Source organism: Streptomyces sp. NBC_01092 (assembly GCF_045039535.1).
Classification (GTDB): Bacteria; Actinomycetota; Actinomycetes; order Streptomycetales; family Streptomycetaceae; genus Streptomyces.
The window spans coordinates 5,410,304-5,426,482 of the sequence record NZ_CP108659.1 but is presented as its reverse complement, the minus strand read 5'-3'; the positions used below and the strand labels follow the sequence as shown (position 1 = coordinate 5,426,482).

At 71.1% G+C, this 16,179-nt stretch carries 14 protein-coding genes and 1 tRNA gene; 8 read left to right on the top strand and 7 right to left on the bottom strand.

Features of this window, described 5'->3' with window-relative positions; translation table 11 throughout:
• Positions 1–12 precede the first annotated feature (12 nt).
• Positions 13–3,513 carry a thiol reductant ABC exporter subunit CydD gene (cydD, locus tag OG254_RS24625; protein WP_405585452.1) on the top strand — a complete coding sequence of 1,167 codons (3,501 nt, stop codon included), beginning with the start codon at positions 13–15 and terminating at the stop codon, positions 3,511–3,513.
• Between the two features lie 133 nt (positions 3,514–3,646).
• Entirely contained in the window at positions 3,647–4,723 is a 1,077-nt protein-coding gene (locus tag OG254_RS24620) for a M23 family metallopeptidase (RefSeq protein ID WP_405585449.1), read from the top strand.
• 3 nt (positions 4,724–4,726) lie between these two features.
• Here OG254_RS24620 and OG254_RS24615 read toward each other — a convergent pair whose 3' ends face one another.
• From OG254_RS24615 to OG254_RS24585, 7 genes are all read right to left on the bottom strand, one after another.
• Positions 4,727–5,614 carry an HAD-IIB family hydrolase gene (locus OG254_RS24615; protein WP_405585446.1) on the bottom strand — a complete coding sequence of 296 codons (888 nt, stop codon included), beginning with the start codon at positions 5,612–5,614 and terminating at the stop codon, positions 4,727–4,729.
• A gap of 130 nt (positions 5,615–5,744) precedes the next feature.
• Positions 5,745–6,647 carry an LLM class flavin-dependent oxidoreductase gene (locus OG254_RS24610; RefSeq protein WP_405585443.1) on the bottom strand — a complete coding sequence of 301 codons (903 nt, stop codon included), beginning with the start codon at positions 6,645–6,647 and terminating at the stop codon, positions 5,745–5,747.
• A 41-nt stretch (positions 6,648–6,688) separates the two neighbouring features.
• Positions 6,689–7,135 (bottom strand): hypothetical protein, encoded by a 447-nt coding sequence (locus tag OG254_RS24605; protein ID WP_405585441.1) that lies wholly within the window; start codon positions 7,133–7,135, stop codon positions 6,689–6,691.
• 25 nt (positions 7,136–7,160) lie between these two features.
• The gene (locus OG254_RS24600; RefSeq protein WP_351195961.1) at positions 7,161–7,709 is read right to left on the bottom strand and encodes an RNA 2'-phosphotransferase; all 549 of its coding nucleotides are present in this window, start codon (positions 7,707–7,709) and stop codon (positions 7,161–7,163) included.
• A 122-nt stretch (positions 7,710–7,831) separates the two neighbouring features.
• Complete coding sequence (locus OG254_RS24595; protein WP_405585438.1) at positions 7,832–8,764, bottom strand: MerR family transcriptional regulator; 933 nt, start codon at positions 8,762–8,764, stop codon at positions 7,832–7,834.
• Positions 8,765–8,862: 98 nt separating this feature from the next.
• Positions 8,863–10,620, bottom strand: a complete 1,758-nt coding sequence (locus tag OG254_RS24590) for an SDR family oxidoreductase (RefSeq protein ID WP_405595166.1) — start codon at positions 10,618–10,620, stop codon at positions 8,863–8,865.
• Between the two features lie 8 nt (positions 10,621–10,628).
• On the bottom strand, positions 10,629–11,480 hold the full coding sequence (locus OG254_RS24585) for a M24 family metallopeptidase (protein ID WP_351195957.1): 852 nt from the start codon (positions 11,478–11,480) through the stop codon (positions 10,629–10,631).
• 255 nt (positions 11,481–11,735) lie between these two features.
• Here OG254_RS24585 and OG254_RS24580 point away from each other — a divergent pair, with 255 nt between their 5' ends.
• The 6 genes from OG254_RS24580 to OG254_RS24555 all read left to right on the top strand — a co-directional run bounded on the left by OG254_RS24580 (position 11,736) and on the right by OG254_RS24555 (position 16,045).
• Complete coding sequence (locus OG254_RS24580) at positions 11,736–12,725, top strand: ABC transporter ATP-binding protein (protein ID WP_148000606.1); 990 nt, start codon at positions 11,736–11,738, stop codon at positions 12,723–12,725.
• The gene (locus tag OG254_RS24575; protein WP_405585435.1) at positions 12,715–13,638 is read left to right on the top strand and encodes an ABC transporter permease; all 924 of its coding nucleotides are present in this window, start codon (positions 12,715–12,717) and stop codon (positions 13,636–13,638) included. Before OG254_RS24580 ends, OG254_RS24575 begins: the two co-directional genes overlap by 11 nt.
• On the top strand, positions 13,635–14,546 hold the full coding sequence (locus OG254_RS24570; protein WP_351195953.1) for an ABC transporter ATP-binding protein: 912 nt from the start codon (positions 13,635–13,637) through the stop codon (positions 14,544–14,546). The genes OG254_RS24575 and OG254_RS24570 overlap by 4 nt, the downstream gene beginning before the upstream one ends.
• Before the next feature lie 12 nt (positions 14,547–14,558).
• Positions 14,559–15,278 carry an ABC transporter permease subunit gene (locus OG254_RS24565; protein ID WP_405585432.1) on the top strand — a complete coding sequence of 240 codons (720 nt, stop codon included), beginning with the start codon at positions 14,559–14,561 and terminating at the stop codon, positions 15,276–15,278.
• Between the two features lie 129 nt (positions 15,279–15,407).
• The gene (locus OG254_RS24560) at positions 15,408–15,650 is read left to right on the top strand and encodes a hypothetical protein (protein WP_351195949.1); all 243 of its coding nucleotides are present in this window, start codon (positions 15,408–15,410) and stop codon (positions 15,648–15,650) included.
• 307 nt (positions 15,651–15,957) lie between these two features.
• Positions 15,958–16,045: transfer RNA gene (locus tag OG254_RS24555), tRNA-Ser, on the top strand.
• The last annotated feature ends 134 nt before the right edge of the window (positions 16,046–16,179 follow it).

The window sequence follows — 16,179 nt, the reverse complement described above, 5'->3', positions numbered from 1 at the left end:
GGTGTGTTTCACGTGAAACCAATCGATCCGCGTCTCCTCCGATACGCCCGCGCCACCCGCCTCTTCCTGATCGCGGTCGTCGGCCTGGGTGTCGTCGGGGCGGGACTGGTCATCGCGCAGGCGATGCTCATCGCCGAGGCGGTGGTGGGGGCGTTCCAGCAGGACCTGTCCGCCGCTGAACTGCGCACTCCCCTGCTGCTGTTGGCGGCGGTCGCGTTCGGCCGTGCGGTGGTCGCCTGGCTCACCGAGCTGGCCGCCCACCGCGCGAGCGCGGCGGTGAAGTCGGAGTTGCGGGGGCGGCTGCTGGAGCGTGCCGCCGAGCTGGGCCCCGGGTGGCTCGGCGGGCAGCGGACCGGGTCACTGGTCGCCCTCGCCACCCGCGGTGTCGACGCCCTCGACGACTACTTCTCGCGCTATCTGCCGCAGTTGGGCCTCGCGGTCGTCGTGCCGATCGCGGTGCTGGCGCGGATCGTGACCGAGGACTGGGTCTCGGCGGCCATCATCGTCGGCACCCTGCCGCTCATCCCGGTCTTCATGATGCTGATCGGCTGGGCCACCCAGTCCCGGATGGACCGTCAGTGGCAGCTGCTGTCCCGGCTGTCGGGGCACTTCCTCGACGTCGTCGCCGGACTGCCGACGCTGAAGGTGTTCGGCAGGGCCAAGGCGCAGGCCGACTCGATCCGGCGGATCACCGGTGAGTACCGCAGGGCGACGATGCGTACCCTGCGGATCGCCTTCATCTCCTCCTTCGCGCTGGAGCTGCTCTCGACGCTCTCGGTGGCCCTGGTCGCCGTCACGATCGGCATGCGGCTGGTCCATGGCGAGATGCATCTGTACGACGGCCTGGTCATCCTCGTGCTGGCGCCCGAGGCCTATCTGCCGCTGCGGCAGGTGGGTGCCCAGTACCACGCGGCGGCCGAGGGGCTCTCCGCGGCGGAGGAGATCTTCGAGGTGCTGGAGACGCCGGTGCCGGCGTCCGGGACCGCGGCGGTGCCGACCGGCGGGGTGTCGTTCGAGGGGGTCTCCGTCCGCTACCCCGGCCGCACGGCCGATGCGGTGGCGGACGTGTCCTTCGCCGTCGAGCCCGGGGAGACGGTGGCGCTCGTCGGGTCGAGCGGCGCGGGCAAGTCGACGCTGCTGAACGTGCTGTTGGGGTTTGTGCGGCCGACCGAGGGGCGGGTGCTGGTCGGGGGAGCCGACCTCACCGAGCTCGATCTCGCGCAGTGGCGCTCACGTATCGCCTGGGTTCCGCAGCGGCCCCATCTGTACGCAGGGACGATCGCCGAGAACGTACGGCTGGCGCGTCGCGACGCGGACGATGCGGCCGTGCGGCGGGCGCTGGCCGATGCCGGAGCGCTGGAGTTCGTGGACGCGCTGCCCGAGGGCGTCGAGACCGTGCTGGGTGAGGACGGGGCCGGACTGTCCGCGGGGCAGCGGCAGCGGCTCGCGCTGGCCCGGGCTTTCCTCGCGGACCGGCCCGTCCTGCTGCTCGACGAGCCGACGGCCGCGCTCGACGGGGCCACCGAGTCCGAGGTCGTGGAGGCCGTGCGGCGGCTCGCCGTGGGACGCACGGTGCTGCTGGTCGTGCACAGGCCGGCGTTGCTCGGCGTGGCGGACCGCGTGGTGCGGCTCGCTGAGATCGCGGCGCCGGCGCGGTCGGAGGCCCTGCCCAAGGTGTCCGACGAGCGTCCGAACGAGGTCGGCGAAACGTACGGTGATTCCGCCCCCGCCGAGGCCGAGGCGGTGCCGCTCACGACGGACGCGCGTGGTGTCCTCGCCCGCGTCCGCGCCATGTCGGGCCCCCGGCGCGGCCGGCTCGCTCTCGCCCTCCTGCTCGGGAGCCTCGCGCTCGGCAGTGCCGTCGGGCTCATGGCCACCTCCGGATGGCTCATCTCGCGGGCCTCGCAGCAGCCGCCCGTGCTGTATCTGATGGTGGCCGTGACGGCGACGCGGGCCTTCGGTATCGGGCGGGCCGTGTTCCGGTACGCCGAGCGGCTGGTGTCGCACGACGCGGTGCTGCGGATGCTGGCCGACACCCGGGTCGCCGTGTACCGGCGGCTGGAGCGGCTGGCGCCCGCCGGGCTGCGCCGCACGCGGCGGGGCGACCTGCTGTCGAGGCTCGTCGCCGACGTGGACGCGCTTCAGGACTACTGGCTGCGCTGGCTGTTGCCCGCGGCCGCCGGGGCGGTCGTGTCCGCCGGGGCCGTCGGCTTCACCGCATGGCTGCTGCCCGAGGCGGGCGCGGTGCTCGCGGCGGGGCTGCTGGCGGCCGGGCTCGGCGTCCCGCTCGTCACGGGTGCCGTCGCCCGACGTGCCGAGCGCAGGCTGGCCCCCGCCCGCGGAGTCCTCGCGACACGCGTGACGGATCTGCTCACCGGCACCGCGGAACTGACCGTCGCCGGCGCGCTGCCCAGCCGTACGGCCGAGGCACGGGGGGCCGACGGGGTGCTCACCCGGATCGCCTCGCGGGCCGCCACCGCGACGGCGCTCGGCGACGGACTCACCGCGCTGATCTCCGGCCTCACCGTCGCCGCGACCGCCCTCGTGGGCGCTCAGGCGGTCGCCGACGGACGGCTGAGCGGTGTGACGATGGCCGTCGTCGTCCTCACCCCACTGGCCGCCTTCGAGGCCGTCCTGGGGCTGCCGCTCGCCGTGCAGTACCGCCAGCGGGTGCGCAAGAGCGCCGAGCGCGTCCACGAAGTCCTCGACGCGCCCGAGCCCGTACGGGAACCGGCGCGTCCCCGGAAGGCGCCCGCATCGCCCTTCCCGGTCGCCGTCCGGGGCCTGACCGCCCGTCACGCAGGCCAGGACCGGGACGCGCTCGCCGGCCTCGACCTGACCCTGGAGGAGGGCCGCCGGATCGCCGTCGTCGGATCGTCCGGGTCCGGCAAGACGACCCTGGCGCAGGTGCTGTTGCGCTTCCTGGACGCGGACGCGGGCTCGTACACGCTGGGCGGCGTGGACGCCTGCGCGGTGGACGGCGACGACGTACGGCGGCTCGTCGGGCTGTGCGCTCAGGACGCGCACCTCTTCGACAGCTCCGTGCGCGAGAACCTGCTCCTCGCCAGGAAGGACGCCTCCGAGGCCGAACTGCGCGACGCCCTGGGACGCGCGCGGCTGCTCGACTGGGCCGACGGCCTGCCCGACGGGCTGGACACGCTCGTGGGCGAACACGGGGCGTGGCTGTCGGGCGGGCAGCGGCAGCGGCTCGCGCTGGCGCGCGCACTCCTGGCCGACTTCCCCGTCCTCGTGCTCGACGAGCCCGCCGAGCACCTGGATCTGCCGACCGCCGACGCCCTCACCGCCGACCTGCTGGCCGCCACCGAGGGCCGTACGACCCTGCTCATCACGCACCGACTGGCCGGGTTGGAGGCCGTGGACGAGGTGGTCGTGCTGGACGAGGGGCGTGTCGTGCAGCGGGGGACGTTCGCGGAACTGGCCGCTGCGGACGGGCCGCTGCGGGGGATGGTGGAGCGGGAAGAGGCGGCGGATCTGTTGGTGGGGATGCCGTGACGCCCAGGCGCCCTGAGCCGGCCCCAGTAGTCAGTCGGATTCACCCCTCGCACTGACCCGTCCGCAGCAACCTGTCCCCCAGGCGTACGTCCTGAACGGGCCACGGACGGATCCTCGGGTCAGGATCGCTGACATGCGCTCATATCGCCGTCGTGTTCTGGCCGTTCCGGCGCTGCTGTGTGCGCTCGTGCTCCTCGTGGCGCGGCCCGCCGAAGCCGCTGGCGACGACGAGGACACCACCGGGGGCCACGGCGCCGGTGGTGGCCTCGGCCTGAGCGCGCAGGTGGTGCAGTTGTACGAGGACGCGTCCCGGGCGACGAAGCGGTACGAGGCGGGGCGCCAGGAGGCCGAGGGACAGCGGGCGCAGGCCCAGCGGATCGAGGGGTTGCTCGACCGCGAGCGGCGGGAGATCGGCGTGCTGCGCGAGGACTTGGGCCGGATCGCGCGCGCCCAGTACCGCACCAGTGGCGGGATGCCGCTCACCGCGCAGATCATCCTCGCGTCGAGTCCGGAGGAGCTGATGCGCGGTCAGCATGTGTTCTCGCAGACGAACCTGGCCGTCAACAACGCCATCGAGAAGAGCCGCCGCGCGGAGACCCAGCTCGCCAAGGACGAGGCCAGAGCCGCGGCCGCCTGGCACGGCCTGGAGAAGCGCAACGCCGAGCTCGCCGAGCTGAAGCGGGGCATCGAGCAGAAGCTCGACGAGGCGCGGTGGCAGTTGCAGGGCGAGGCCGATGCCTCCGTGGCCGCCGGCTCCTGCCCCGGTGCCGTCCGGCTCGACCAGAAGCAGAAGGACTCCACCGGCGCGTGGGCCACGCCGGTGGAGTCCTACGAGCTGTCCGCCGCGTTCGGCAGCGGTGGGTCGCGGTGGGCGAACCAGCACACCGGGCAGGACTTCGCGGTACCGATCGGCACGCCGGTGCGGGCGGCCGGGGACGGACGCGTGGCCAAGGTGGCGTGCGCAGGTGCCTTCGGCATGGAGGTCGTCGTCCAGCACACGGACGGCTATTACACGCAGTACGCCCACCTCGCCTCGGTCACGGTCGACCAGGGCGAGCGCGTCGACGCCGGGCAGTGGATCGGCCAGTCCGGCACGACCGGCAACTCCACCGGCCCGCATCTGCATTTCGAGGTCCGGATCACCCCGGAGCTGGGCTCGGCGGTCGATCCTGTGCCGTGGCTGGCGGAGCGGGGAGTGCCGCTCGGGTAAGGGCTAGCCGCGCTCGGCCAGCATCTGCTCGATGATGACCGCCACCCCGTCCTCGTTGTTGGCGACCGTCCGCCCCGACGCGGCGGCGACGACGTCCGGGTGGGCGTTGCCCATCGCGTACGACTGCCCCGCCCACGTCAGCATCTCGACGTCGTTCGGCATGTCCCCGAAGGCCACGACCTCCTCGTGCGAGATACCGCGCTCGGCGCAGCACAGGGCCAGCGTGCTCGCCTTGGAGACGCCGGGCCCGCTGATCTCCAGCAGGGCGCTGGGGCTGGAGCGGGTGACATTGGCGCGCTCGCCGATGGCGAGGCGGGCCACGGTGAGGAAGCCGTCGGGGTCGAGGGTGGGGTGGTAGGCGAGGATCTTGAGCACCGGCTCGCCGGCGCCGGGAGTGACCGGCGACAGGAGGTCCTCGGCCGGCGCGAGCTCGTCCGGTATCTCCATGTGCAGCTTGGGGTAGTCCGGCTCCTGGTAGAAGCCGTATGTCTGCTCCACCGCGTACACCGTGCCCGGCGCCGCCTCGCGCAGCAGGCGTACGGCGTCCAGCGCGTTCTCCCGTGCCAGCTCGCGCACCTTCACGAACCGGTGGGCGCCGGGTCCGCCGTGCAGGTCGACGACCGCGGCGCCGTTGCCGCAGATCGCCAGGCCGTGACCGTGGACGTGGTCGCTGACGACGTTCATCCAGCGGGCGGGGCGGCCGGTGACGAAGAAGACCTCGACGCCCGCCTCCTCGGCGGCGGCCAGCGCGGCGATCGTGCGTGGGGAGACGGACTTGTCGTCCCGCAGCAGGGTGCCGTCCAGGTCGGTGGCGATGAGCCGCGGGCGCACGGCGGCGTCCGGGTTCTGGGGCTGTCGAGTCGCTGAGGTCACCGCGTCATTCTCCCGCATATGCCTGCACGGTCGTGCGGCAGTCCGCACATCTGAGGCGGTCCCTGAGGAGATCCCGCCCCTGAGAACACCGTCGGCAGCGCCCTCACCAGCAGTGTCGTGCCCGACTCGCGGACCGAGGCCGCCGTACTCACCGCAGCTGTGCCTCGGCTTCCATCGCGATCTGCTCGAAGACCTTCTCGTCGGCCGCGAAGTCCGAGTCGGGGATCGGCCAGTGGATCACGATCTCGGTGAATCCGAGCTCCTGATGGCGTCCCGCGAAGTCCACGAACGCATCGAGCGACTCCAGCACACGGCCGCGTTCCGGGGTGAATCCGGTGAGCAGCACCTTGTCGAGGTCGGCCACGTCCCGGCCGATCGCGGCGCACGCGTCGGACAGCTTCTCGGCCTGCCCGCGAATGGCTTGAAACGACTGTTCGGGGGTGCCGCTCTCACTCACCTTGGGGTCGCCCGTGGTCACCCACGCCTGCCCGTACTGCGCCGCCAGCCGCAGCCCGCGCGGCCCGGTCGCGGCCACCGCGAAGGGCAGCCGGGGCCGCTGCACACAGCCAGGGATGTTGCGGGCCTCGTGCGCCGAGTAGAAGTCGCCCTCGTACGACACCGAGTCCTCGGTCAGCAGCCGATCCAGCAGCGCGACGAACTCGGCGAGCCGGTCGGCACGCTCGCGCGGCGTCCAGGGCTCCTGGCCGAGCGCGGTGGCGTCGAAGCCGGTGCCGCCCGCCCCTATGCCGAGCGTGATCCGCCCGCCCGAGACGTCGTCGAGGGAGATCAGCTCCTTGGCGAGGGTCACGGGATGCCGGAAGTTCGGCGAGGTCACGAGGGTGCCCAGCCGCAGTTGGTCGGTGACGGCCGCGGCTGCGGTCAGCGTCGGCACGGCACCGAACCAGGGGCCGTCCCGGAAGGTGCGCCAGGACAGGTGGTCGTACGTGTACGCGGCGTGGAAACCGAGCTGCTCCGCGCGCTGCCACGTCTTGCGGCCCCCCTCGGACCAGCGGCGGTACGGGAGGATCACAGTGCTCAGGCGCAGACTCATGGGTCGAGCGTATGCGGCCGAAGGGGTTTCACGTGAAACGGCTACCGCACGCGGCTGCTCAGCCACGGAGTGAGGCTGATCATCGGCATGAACTCGCGATGTGTACGGTCGCCCGGCAGCGGAACGATCAGGAAGTAGCCCGGCGGGAAGCGGCGTGCCTTGACGTGGGCGAGGCCGTCGAAGACCGAGCGGAGGAACGCGGGCACGTCGTCGCGCGGGACGTCGGGACAGTCCACGCCCTCGATGGTGATCAGCGCGTCGTCCTCGGGGTAGAGCCGCACGCTCACCCGGGGTGAGCCGCCGAGGTCGATGTACGCCTCGTGGGGCAGGGAGCCGTCCGGGTCGGTGGTGACGCCGACTCCGGCGGCGCTGCGGCGGGAGGTCTGGTCGGCGCCGATGTCATGGCTCACCTCGATCTCGCGGCCGTACTCGGCGGCTATGGCGCGGAGCTCGGTGACGGCGGCCTCGGTGGTGGGGAATTGGTCCATACCACTGATCATGCCGGAAGGCGGGTCAGTGCGCCTCGGGGAAGCGCAGGTACTCCGGTGGCACAGCCTTCGTCAGCCACACCCCGTTCGCGCTGACGTGGAAGACATGGCCGTCGCGGTGCAGGGCGCCGGCGTCCACGGAGAGCACCACCGGGCGGCCGCGCCGGGCGCCGACCCGCGTCGCGGTCTCGCGGTCGGCCGAGAGGTGCACGTCGTGCCTGTTCATGGGCCTGAGCCCCTCGCTGCGGATCGCGTCCAGGTTGCGGGCCACGGTGCCGTGGTAGAGGTACGGCGGCGGGGTCGCCGGAGGCAGTCCGAGGTCGACGTCGATGCTGTGGCCCTGGCTGGCCCGGATCCGGGTGCCCTCGATCGCGAAGCGCTTCTTGTCGTTGGCGGCGACCACGTGGTCCAGCTCTTCCCGGGTGAACCGGAAGCCGTGTGCGGTCGCGGCGGCGATCAGTACGTCGATCTCGACCCAGCCGCCCTCGTCGAGGATCAGTCCGATGCGCTCGGGCTGATGGCGCAGGTGCTTCGAGAGATACTTCGACACCTTCACGGTGCGTCTTTCGTCCATGCCATCAGACTGCCGGGCGCGACCGGAATCACGCGAATGATTTCGCAGTCGATGTTTGATCCACAACCAAGTGCGGTTATCCACAGGGGAATTGGCGATTCTGTGGACAACGAGCGGTCACTTCAAGAGGTTTCGTCAAGATCAGCTGACGGGCTGTGAGTTGCGGCGAGTCGGTCCAAGGCTCGGGCCCGCACCTCGCGTTCGGCGGCCAGCGCGATGAACTCGGAGGCCTGCTCCGGACCAACCAAGGCTTCCACGGCCTGCATTGTCTGCGCCGGAATCGCCACGTTTCGCGCAATTTTGCGATCACCCGGCTCGGCGTCCGAGCTCAGGTGTTGGCGCAGGTGCCGTACCGCCAACAGACGCATCGCCCGGGCCAGTTCCGCGTCCACCGTGTGCTGGGCGAGGGGGCGCAGCCGTCGTACGAGAGAGGCCGCTTCCGCCGCGTCGGCGTCCGTCGGGCGGCGCGGTCCTTCGAGGTAGCGGGCGAAGACGTGCTCGGTGGTGAACTCCAGGAAACGGGCGGCGATGTGCTCGACCTGTCCCCTCAACTCCCTTAGGTGGCCCGAGATCGCGGACAGCGGTACTCCCGCGGCGTACAACTCAACTGCCACGGCCAGCTCTTGGGGGCTCGGCACGACGAATGAGTCCTCGTCGCCGGGGACCGGCTCCAGGACGCCGAGCTCCACGGCGTCGGCCACCGCCGCGTCGTCCGGAGCGCCGCCGAAGCGCTCGTTCAACTCGGCGCGTGAGATCCGTACCGCCTCTTCGTCGGTCCACGGCCCGTCCACCTCGGCGGCCAGGCCGAGCACCCCGCCGAGGCCCCGGCCGGCGTCCCAGGCCTCCAGGAGTTCCTTGATGGAGGCCAGGGTGTAGCCGCGGTCGAGCAGGTCGGCGATCTGGCGCAGGCGGTCGAGGTGGGCGTCGGAGTAGAGGTTGGCGCGGCCCTGGCGCTCGGGGCGGGGGAGCAGGCCCCGGTCCTGGTAGGCGCGGATGGTGCGGACGGTGGCACCGCTGAGGTGCGCGAGGTCCTCGATCCGGTAGGTCTTCTCCACGCCAGGCCGCCTCCGCCCGCTGTCGTACCGTTCCCAACCACCCACGGCGGTGGCTGTGCGACTACCGCCGCCGCCGACCACCGCTCCGGAAGCCCCTCTCACAGAGGCGGCTCCATCCGCGCAACCCTGCGCAGCGCCCTCGGCGTGAACCTCGACATCAGATACGCCCCACGCGCCTCCGGCGTCACCGGCACGACGGCCTCCCCCCGCACCACCGCCCGCAGGATCGCGTCGGCGACCTTCTCCGGCGGATAGTTCCGCAGCCCGTACAGCCGTGCGGACTTCTTCTGGCGCCGCTTCTCCTCCTCGGCGTCGACGCCGGCGAAGTGCGCGGTCGAGGTGATGTTGGTGTTGACGAGGCCCGGGCAGATCGCCGTGACGCCGATGCCCTGCCCCGCCAGCTCCGCGCGCAGGCACTCGCTCAGCATCAGGACGGCCGCCTTGGAGGTGCTGTAGGCGGGCAGCGCCTTGGACGGCTGGTACGCCGCCGCCGACGCGGTGTTGACGATGTGGCCGCCCTGGCCGCGCTCGGCCATCTGCTTGCCGAAGAGCCGGCAGCCGTGGATGACGCCCCACAGATTGACGTCGAGGACCTTCTTCCAGTCCTCGGGGGTGGTGTCGAAGAAGGAGCCCGACAGACCGATACCGGCGTTGTTCACCAGCACGTCCACCACGCCGTACTCGGCCGCGACCTTCGCGGCGAGCTTCTCCATGGCCTGCTCGTCCGAGACGTCGACCGTCTCCGCCCAGGCCTCGGGCGCGCCGATCAGCCGGGACATCTCGGCGGTGCGGGCCGCGGACTCCGCGTCCCGGTCGACGGCGACCACGCGCGCGCCGGCCTCGGCGAACGCATACGCCGTAGCCCGCCCGATGCCGCTGCCCGCGCCCGTGACCAGGACGAGCTGCCCGCCGAAGCGGTCGGCGTACTTCCCGGTCGCCGTCACTCCTTCCGGGCGCCCGCCCTCCACGGACGTCACGAATTCCGTGATCCAGGCCACCAGCTGGTCGGGCCGGGTGCGCGGAATCCAGTGCTTCGCCGGGAGTGTGCGCCGGGTCAGCTGCGGAACCCACTGCTCCAGTCCGTCGTAGAGCCGCTCCGAGAGGAAGGCGTCCCCCAGGGGCGTGATGAGCTGCACGGGCGCGTGTGCGTACGCGTCGGCGCGCGGCCGGGTCAGCCTGGCCCGTACGTTGTCGCGGTACAGCCACGCCCCGCGCGCCGCGTCCGTCGGCAGGGACGAGGTCGGGTAGTCGCCGCCGGGGACCTGCTCGACGCGCTCCAGGATGCGCGGCCAGCGCTTGCCGAGGGGGCCTCGCCAGGCCAGCTCGGGCAGCACGGGCGTGTGCAGCGCGTACACGTACCAGGACTTGGCGCCCTGGCCGAGGAGCTGGCCGACCCGGCGCGGAGTGGGGCGCTTCAGGCGCTGGTTGATCCAGTGGCCGAAGTGGTCGAGGGACGGCCCGGACATCGAGGTGAAGGACGCGATCCGGCCCTCGGTGCGCTGGACCGTGGTGAACTCCCAGGCCTGCACCGAGCCCCAGTCGTGCCCCACCAGATGCACGGGCCGGTCCGGGCTGACCGCGTCCGCGACGGCCAGGAAGTCGTCCGTCAGCTTCTCCAGCGTGAACCCGCCCCGCAGCGGCTGGGGCGGCGTGGACCGGCCATGGCCGCGGACGTCGTAGAGCACGACATGGAAGCGGTCGGCGAGGCGCGGGGCGACCTCGGACCACACCTCCTTGCTGTCCGGATAGCCGTGCACCAGGATCACCGTCGGCTGCCCGGGGTCGCCCAGCTCGGCGACGCACAGCTCGACCCCGCCGGTCCGTACGAGGCGCTCGCGCGCGCCCTGAAGAGTCAACGGCACCGTCACTTCTCCTCCGCCCAGCGCCGCACATGCGGCAGATCGTCGTCCAGCCAGAAGGCGCTCTGCTCGGGGTCCGCGGAGTCGGTGACGACCAGGATCTCCTCGAACTTCGCGCCGGTGCCCCGGAAACCGAGGTGCGGTTCGACCGCCCACAGGCCCGGCTGCGGCGGGTGGTCGGAGAAGCGGTACGGCGACCACAGCGGGGACCAGCCATCGCGGTGGCCGTGCAGCGCGTCGCTCGCAAGCCCCTTCAGGGACTGGGTGCCGAACCCGAACACATGCGCTGACCAGCGGCGCTCCTCGACCCGGTCGACCTTGTGCGCGATCACGCCGAAGGGATAGGCGCGGTGCCGGTTCGCGTAGCCCTGGCGGACCATGAGGCGGTCCACGTCCTCGTAGATCTCCCGCAGCGGCCGCCGCTCGCGCACCTCGCGCAGGATCAGCTCCCGGTGCGCCTCCAGGTCGGCCATCAGCTTGTCCTGGACCGGGTTGATGCCGAGCGAGCCCGAGTAGCCGATGTCGGCCGTGTAGCCCTCGTACACCGGAGCCATGTCCAGGATGAACGGCATCCCGGGCTCCAGGCGGCGGTTGGTGGGGAAGAACTGCAGGGGGATCCGGAAGTTCACGAACGCCGTGCGGTCCCCGAACCAGGCGAAGGGCAGATGGAACCAGTCACGGACACCGCGCTCACGCAGCCACTCGCGCTGCATGCGCGCCGCCTCGCGCTCGGTGATACCGGGCTCCAGCTGCGCCGCGACGGCCTCCGCGCACTCGTACGCCAGCTGCTGGACCCGTCTGAACCCTCGCAATTCCGCCGAATCCGCACGGAGTTCGCCTGTCGCCGCCGTAGTCATGCCACCGCCCCACTGTGTCCACACCGACTGCGGTACGTGCCCGTAACTTGACACTGGCGAATGTGACAGTTGTTAGAGGCTGCGTCAATAGGGCTGTCGAGGGCTGTGGAAAACCCCCATGATGTGGAAAACCAGGGCGTCGTTGTTCGACCTCAGGGTGACCCCTAGGGCCCCGTAGTCCTGGAGGTTGACTTCAAGACAGCTCTGCGGGGTGACGCCCGGCGTGGCCCGCGTCACTACCTTCGTGGTGTGACTGTGATCGCGACCGAAAGCCTGAGCAAGCGGTTCCCGAGGGTGACCGCGCTTGACCGGCTGACCATGGACATCGGGCCCGGGGTGACCGGACTCGTCGGAGCCAATGGAGCCGGCAAGTCCACCATGATCAAGATTCTGCTGGGTCTGTCCCCCGCCACCGAGGGCCGTGCCGAAGTGCTCGGACTCGACGTCGCCACCAAGGGCGCCGCCATCCGCGAGCGGGTCGGGTACATGCCGGAGCACGACTGTCTGCCGCCCGACGTCTCGGCCACCGAGTTCGTCGTGCACATGGCCCGGATGTCCGGCCTGCCGCCCACCGCCGCGCGCGAGCGCACCGCGGACACGCTGCGCCATGTCGGCCTGTACGAGGAGCGCTATCGCCCCATCGGCGGCTACTCGACCGGCATGAAGCAGCGCGTGAAGCTGGCGCAGGCCCTGGTGCACGACCCGCAGCTGGTCTTCCTGGACGAGCCGACGAACGGCCTCGACCCGGTGGGCCGCGACGAGATGCTCGGCCTCATCCGCCGCATCCACACCGACTTCGGCATCTCGGTCCTGGTCACCTCGCACCTGCTGGGCGAGCTGGAGCGCACCTGCGACCACGTAGTCGTCATCGACGGCGGCAAGCTCCTGCGCTCCAGCTCCACCACCGACTTCACCCAGACCACGACGACCCTCGCCATCGAGGTCACCGACACCGACGACCACCCGGACGGCACCCGCGCGGTGCGCGACGCGCTCCACGCGCGCGGGGTGGACGTCATCGACGGCAGCGGCGGCCTCCCCGGCGCCGGCCACATCCTGCTGCTCACCGCGCAGGGCGAGGAGACCTACGACGTGGTGCGCGACGTGGTCGCCGACCTCGGACTGGGCCTGGTGCGCATGGAACAGCGCCGGCACCACATCTCGGAGGTCTTCACGGACAGCGAGCAGGGCGGCGACCAGAGCGCCGACGCACAGCGGAAGGAGGCGGTCGGTCATGGCGGTTGAGCAGCCCGTAGCAACACAGTCGGGTGACCAGACCCGGATCCACAACATCGGCTACCGCAATTACGACGGCCCGCGCCTCGGCCGCTCCTACGCGACCCGCTCGCTCTACTCGCAGTCCCTGCGCGGCTCCTACGGCCTCGGCCGCTCGGTGAAGTCCAAGGTGCTGCCGATGCTGCTGTTCGTGGTGATGTGCGTGCCTGCGGCCATCATGGTCGCCGTCGCGGTCGCCACGAAGGCCAAGGACCTGCCCGTCGACTACACGCGCTACGCGATCATCATGCAGGCCGTGATCAGCCTGTACGTCGCCTCGCAGGCACCCCAGTCCGTCTCCCGCGACCTGCGCTTCAAGACCGTGCCGCTGTACTTCTCGCGGCCGATCGAGACCGCCGACTACGTCCGGGCGAAGTTCGCGGCGCTGGCCTCCGCGCTGTTCATCCTCACCGGGGCCCCGCTGATCGTGCTCTACGTCGGCGCGCTGCTGGCCAAGCTCGACTTCGCCGACCAGACCAAGGGATTCGCGCAGGGACTCGTGTCCGTCGCACTGCTCTCGCTGCTGTTCGCCGGCATCGGCCTGGTCATCGCGTCCGTCACGCCGCGCCGGGGCTTCGGCATCGCCGCCGTGATCGCCGTGATGACCATCTCCTACGGCGCCGTCTCCACGCTCCAGGCCATCGCCGACGCGCAGTCCATCAACGGCGGGGGCAGCGCCGACGCCATCGCCTGGATCGGCCTCTTCTCGCCGGTCACGCTCATCGACGGTGTGCAGTCCGCCTTCCTCGGCGCGACCTCCGCCTTCCCCGGCGGGGTGGGCCCGAGCAACGGTCAAGGCGTCGTCTACGTCCTCGTCAGCCTGGGCCTGATCGCCGCCAGCTACGGCCTCCTGATGCGCCGCTACAAGAAGGTGGGACTGTGACCACGCTCCAGATCGACCACGTCTCCCGCTGGTTCGGCAACGTGGTCGCCGTCAACGACATCACCATGACGGTCGGCCCCGGCGTCACCGGCCTCCTCGGCCCCAACGGCGCCGGAAAGTCCACCCTCATCAACATGATGGGCGGCTTCCTGGCCCCCTCCACCGGCACCGTCACCCTCGACGGCCAGCAGGTGTGGCGCAACGAGGCCATCTACAAGCACATCGGCATCGTCCCCGAGCGCGAGGCGATGTACGACTTCCTCACCGGCCGTGAATTCGTCGTCGCCAACGCCGAGTTGCACGGACTGGGCGCCAAGGCCGCCCAGAAGGCCCTGGCCACGGTCGAGATGGAGTACGCCCAGGACCGGAAGATCTCCACGTACTCCAAGGGCATGCGCCAGCGCGTGAAGATGGCGAGCGCCCTGGTGCACAACCCCTCGTTGCTGCTGCTCGACGAGCCGTTCAACGGCATGGACCCGCGTCAGCGCATGCAGCTCATGGACCTGCTGCGGAAGATGGGCGACGAGGGCCGCACCGTGCTGTTCTCCTCCCACATCCTCGAAGAGGTCGAGCAGCTCGCCTGGCACATCGAGGTGGTGGTCGCCGGACGGCACGCGGCCAGCGGTGACTTCCGCAAGATCCGCCGCCTGATGACCGACCGGCCGCACCGCTACCTGGTGCGTTCCAGCGACGACCGCACCCTCGCGGCCGCGCTGATCGCCGACCCGTCGACGTCCGGCATCGAGGTCGACCTGACCGAGGGCGCGCTGCACATCCAGGCCGTCGACTTCGGCCGCTTCACCACGCTGCTGCCGAAGGTGGCGCGCGAACACGGCATCCGCCTGCTCACGGTCTCGCCGTCCGACGAGTCCCTCGAGTCCGTCTTCTCGTATCTCGTCGCGGCGTAGGAGGCCGAAAAGATGTACGACCCCACAGTCGCCCGGCTCACCTACCGGGCCCTGCTCGGCCGCCGCCGGGCCCTCATCCTGGGGGCCCTGCCCCTGCTGCTCATCGCGATCTCCGTGGTGGTGCGCGCGCTCGCCGGAGCCGACGACCAGACCGCGTCCGACCTGCTCGGCGGGCTGGCGCTGGCCACCATGGTGCCGATCATCGGCGTCATCGCCGGCACCGGCGCGATCGGGCCGGAGATCGACGACGGCTCCGTGGTCTATCTGCTGTCCAAGCCGGTGAAGCGGCCGACGATCATCTTCACCAAGCTGATCGTGGCGATCGCCGTGACGATGGTGTTCTCGGCGCTGCCCACCTTCATCGCCGGGTTCATCCTCAACGGCAACGGCCAGCAGATCGCCGTCGCCTACACGGTCGCCGCGCTGGTCGCCTCCATCGCGTACGCGGCGATCTTCCTGCTGCTCGGCACCGTGTCCCGGCACGCGGTGGTCTTCGGACTCGTCTACGCGCTCGTCTGGGAGGCCCTGTTCGGCTCCCTGGTCGCGGGTGCGCGCACGCTGAGCGTCCAGCAGTGGTCGCTGGCGGTGGCGCAGAAGGTCGCCGGCGGGGACATGGTCACATCGGACGTCGGCCTGACGACGGCCACGGTGTTGCTGGCCGTGGTCACCGTGCTCGCGACCTGGTACGCGGGACAGAAGCTGCGGTCGCTGACGCTCGCCGGCGAGGAGTGAGCGGGCAGCAGCCCGCAGGCGGGGAGTAAAGAAGCGGGCCCCTCAGCGGGCCCGCTCTTGACGGGGACCTCACCCCCGTCCGGTCACACTGGGCAAACCGGGGTGCACTGCACGAACTGGAGGACGGGGATGGCAGGCGGCAAGTCACAGCACGAGGATCGCGAACAGTCCGGGGACGACTCCTGGGACGACCTGGTCCTGGACGACGACTTCATACGTGCTGCCGATACCTCGGAGCCGTCCGCCCGGGCCCGGATGCTGGCCGCGCGCTGGCGCCGGGAGGAGCCCGAGCCGCAGCCGTGGCGCTCCGACGAACCGCCCGCCGGGTGGTTCTTCAGCAAGGGGCGCCGGCGCAAGTGGCGCCGCAAGTAAGGGGCGTACGGCGCCGCTCCGGAGGGTCGCCCGGGGCTTCTCCCAGGGCCCTTTAATCGGTGGCGCCCAACTCGCCGTACAGGCACAGTGGTTATGTCCACATCGCCGGACGGTGAGTCCGGCGCCACGTTCTGGGAGAGGAGCCGGACGATGTCCATGCACGGCAGTACGTCCCGCTCCCGTCAGGGCAGCCTGCGGCGGACTTCGGAGTATTCGCTACCCCTCCGTTGAGTCCGTACCGCACGGGGAGCTGCCCGGGGCGGCCGCTTCGAGCACGCGATGTCGCTCTCGCGTGGGCCGCCCACCCGGAGGATTGGCCGAGTGGTAAGGCACCGGTTTGCTAAACCGTGGTCGGGCCTGAAAAGCCCGCGCACGTTCGATTCGTGCATCCTCCGCAATGCGTTGCCACTGAGGCTGGGCCGTTGTTTGTCAGGGCTGGGGCCCGCTGAGGAGTGACCCGGCGCTGCCGCTGAGAGATCGGCCGCGCAGCCCGGCACTTGCGGGCTGCCGCCCGCGCCCACCCACGCCC

Excerpts from the sequence above, each read along its gene's own strand:
- OG254_RS24620 (WP_405585449.1), top strand. The coding sequence starts at position 3,647 with ATGCGCTCATATCGCCGTCGTGTTCTGGCCGTTCCGGCGCTGCTGTGT.
- OG254_RS24615 (WP_405585446.1), bottom strand. The coding sequence starts at position 5,614 with ATGCGGGAGAATGACGCGGTGACCTCAGCGACTCGACAGCCCCAGAAC.
- OG254_RS24610 (WP_405585443.1), bottom strand. The coding sequence starts at position 6,647 with ATGAGTCTGCGCCTGAGCACTGTGATCCTCCCGTACCGCCGCTGGTCC.
- OG254_RS24605 (WP_405585441.1), bottom strand. The coding sequence starts at position 7,135 with ATGGACCAATTCCCCACCACCGAGGCCGCCGTCACCGAGCTCCGCGCC.
- OG254_RS24600 (WP_351195961.1), bottom strand. The coding sequence starts at position 7,709 with ATGGACGAAAGACGCACCGTGAAGGTGTCGAAGTATCTCTCGAAGCAC.
- OG254_RS24585 (WP_351195957.1), bottom strand. The coding sequence starts at position 11,480 with ATGACTACGGCGGCGACAGGCGAACTCCGTGCGGATTCGGCGGAATTG.
- OG254_RS24575 (WP_405585435.1), top strand. The coding sequence starts at position 12,715 with ATGGCGGTTGAGCAGCCCGTAGCAACACAGTCGGGTGACCAGACCCGG.
- OG254_RS24565 (WP_405585432.1), top strand. The coding sequence starts at position 14,559 with ATGTACGACCCCACAGTCGCCCGGCTCACCTACCGGGCCCTGCTCGGC.
- OG254_RS24560 (WP_351195949.1), top strand. The coding sequence starts at position 15,408 with ATGGCAGGCGGCAAGTCACAGCACGAGGATCGCGAACAGTCCGGGGAC.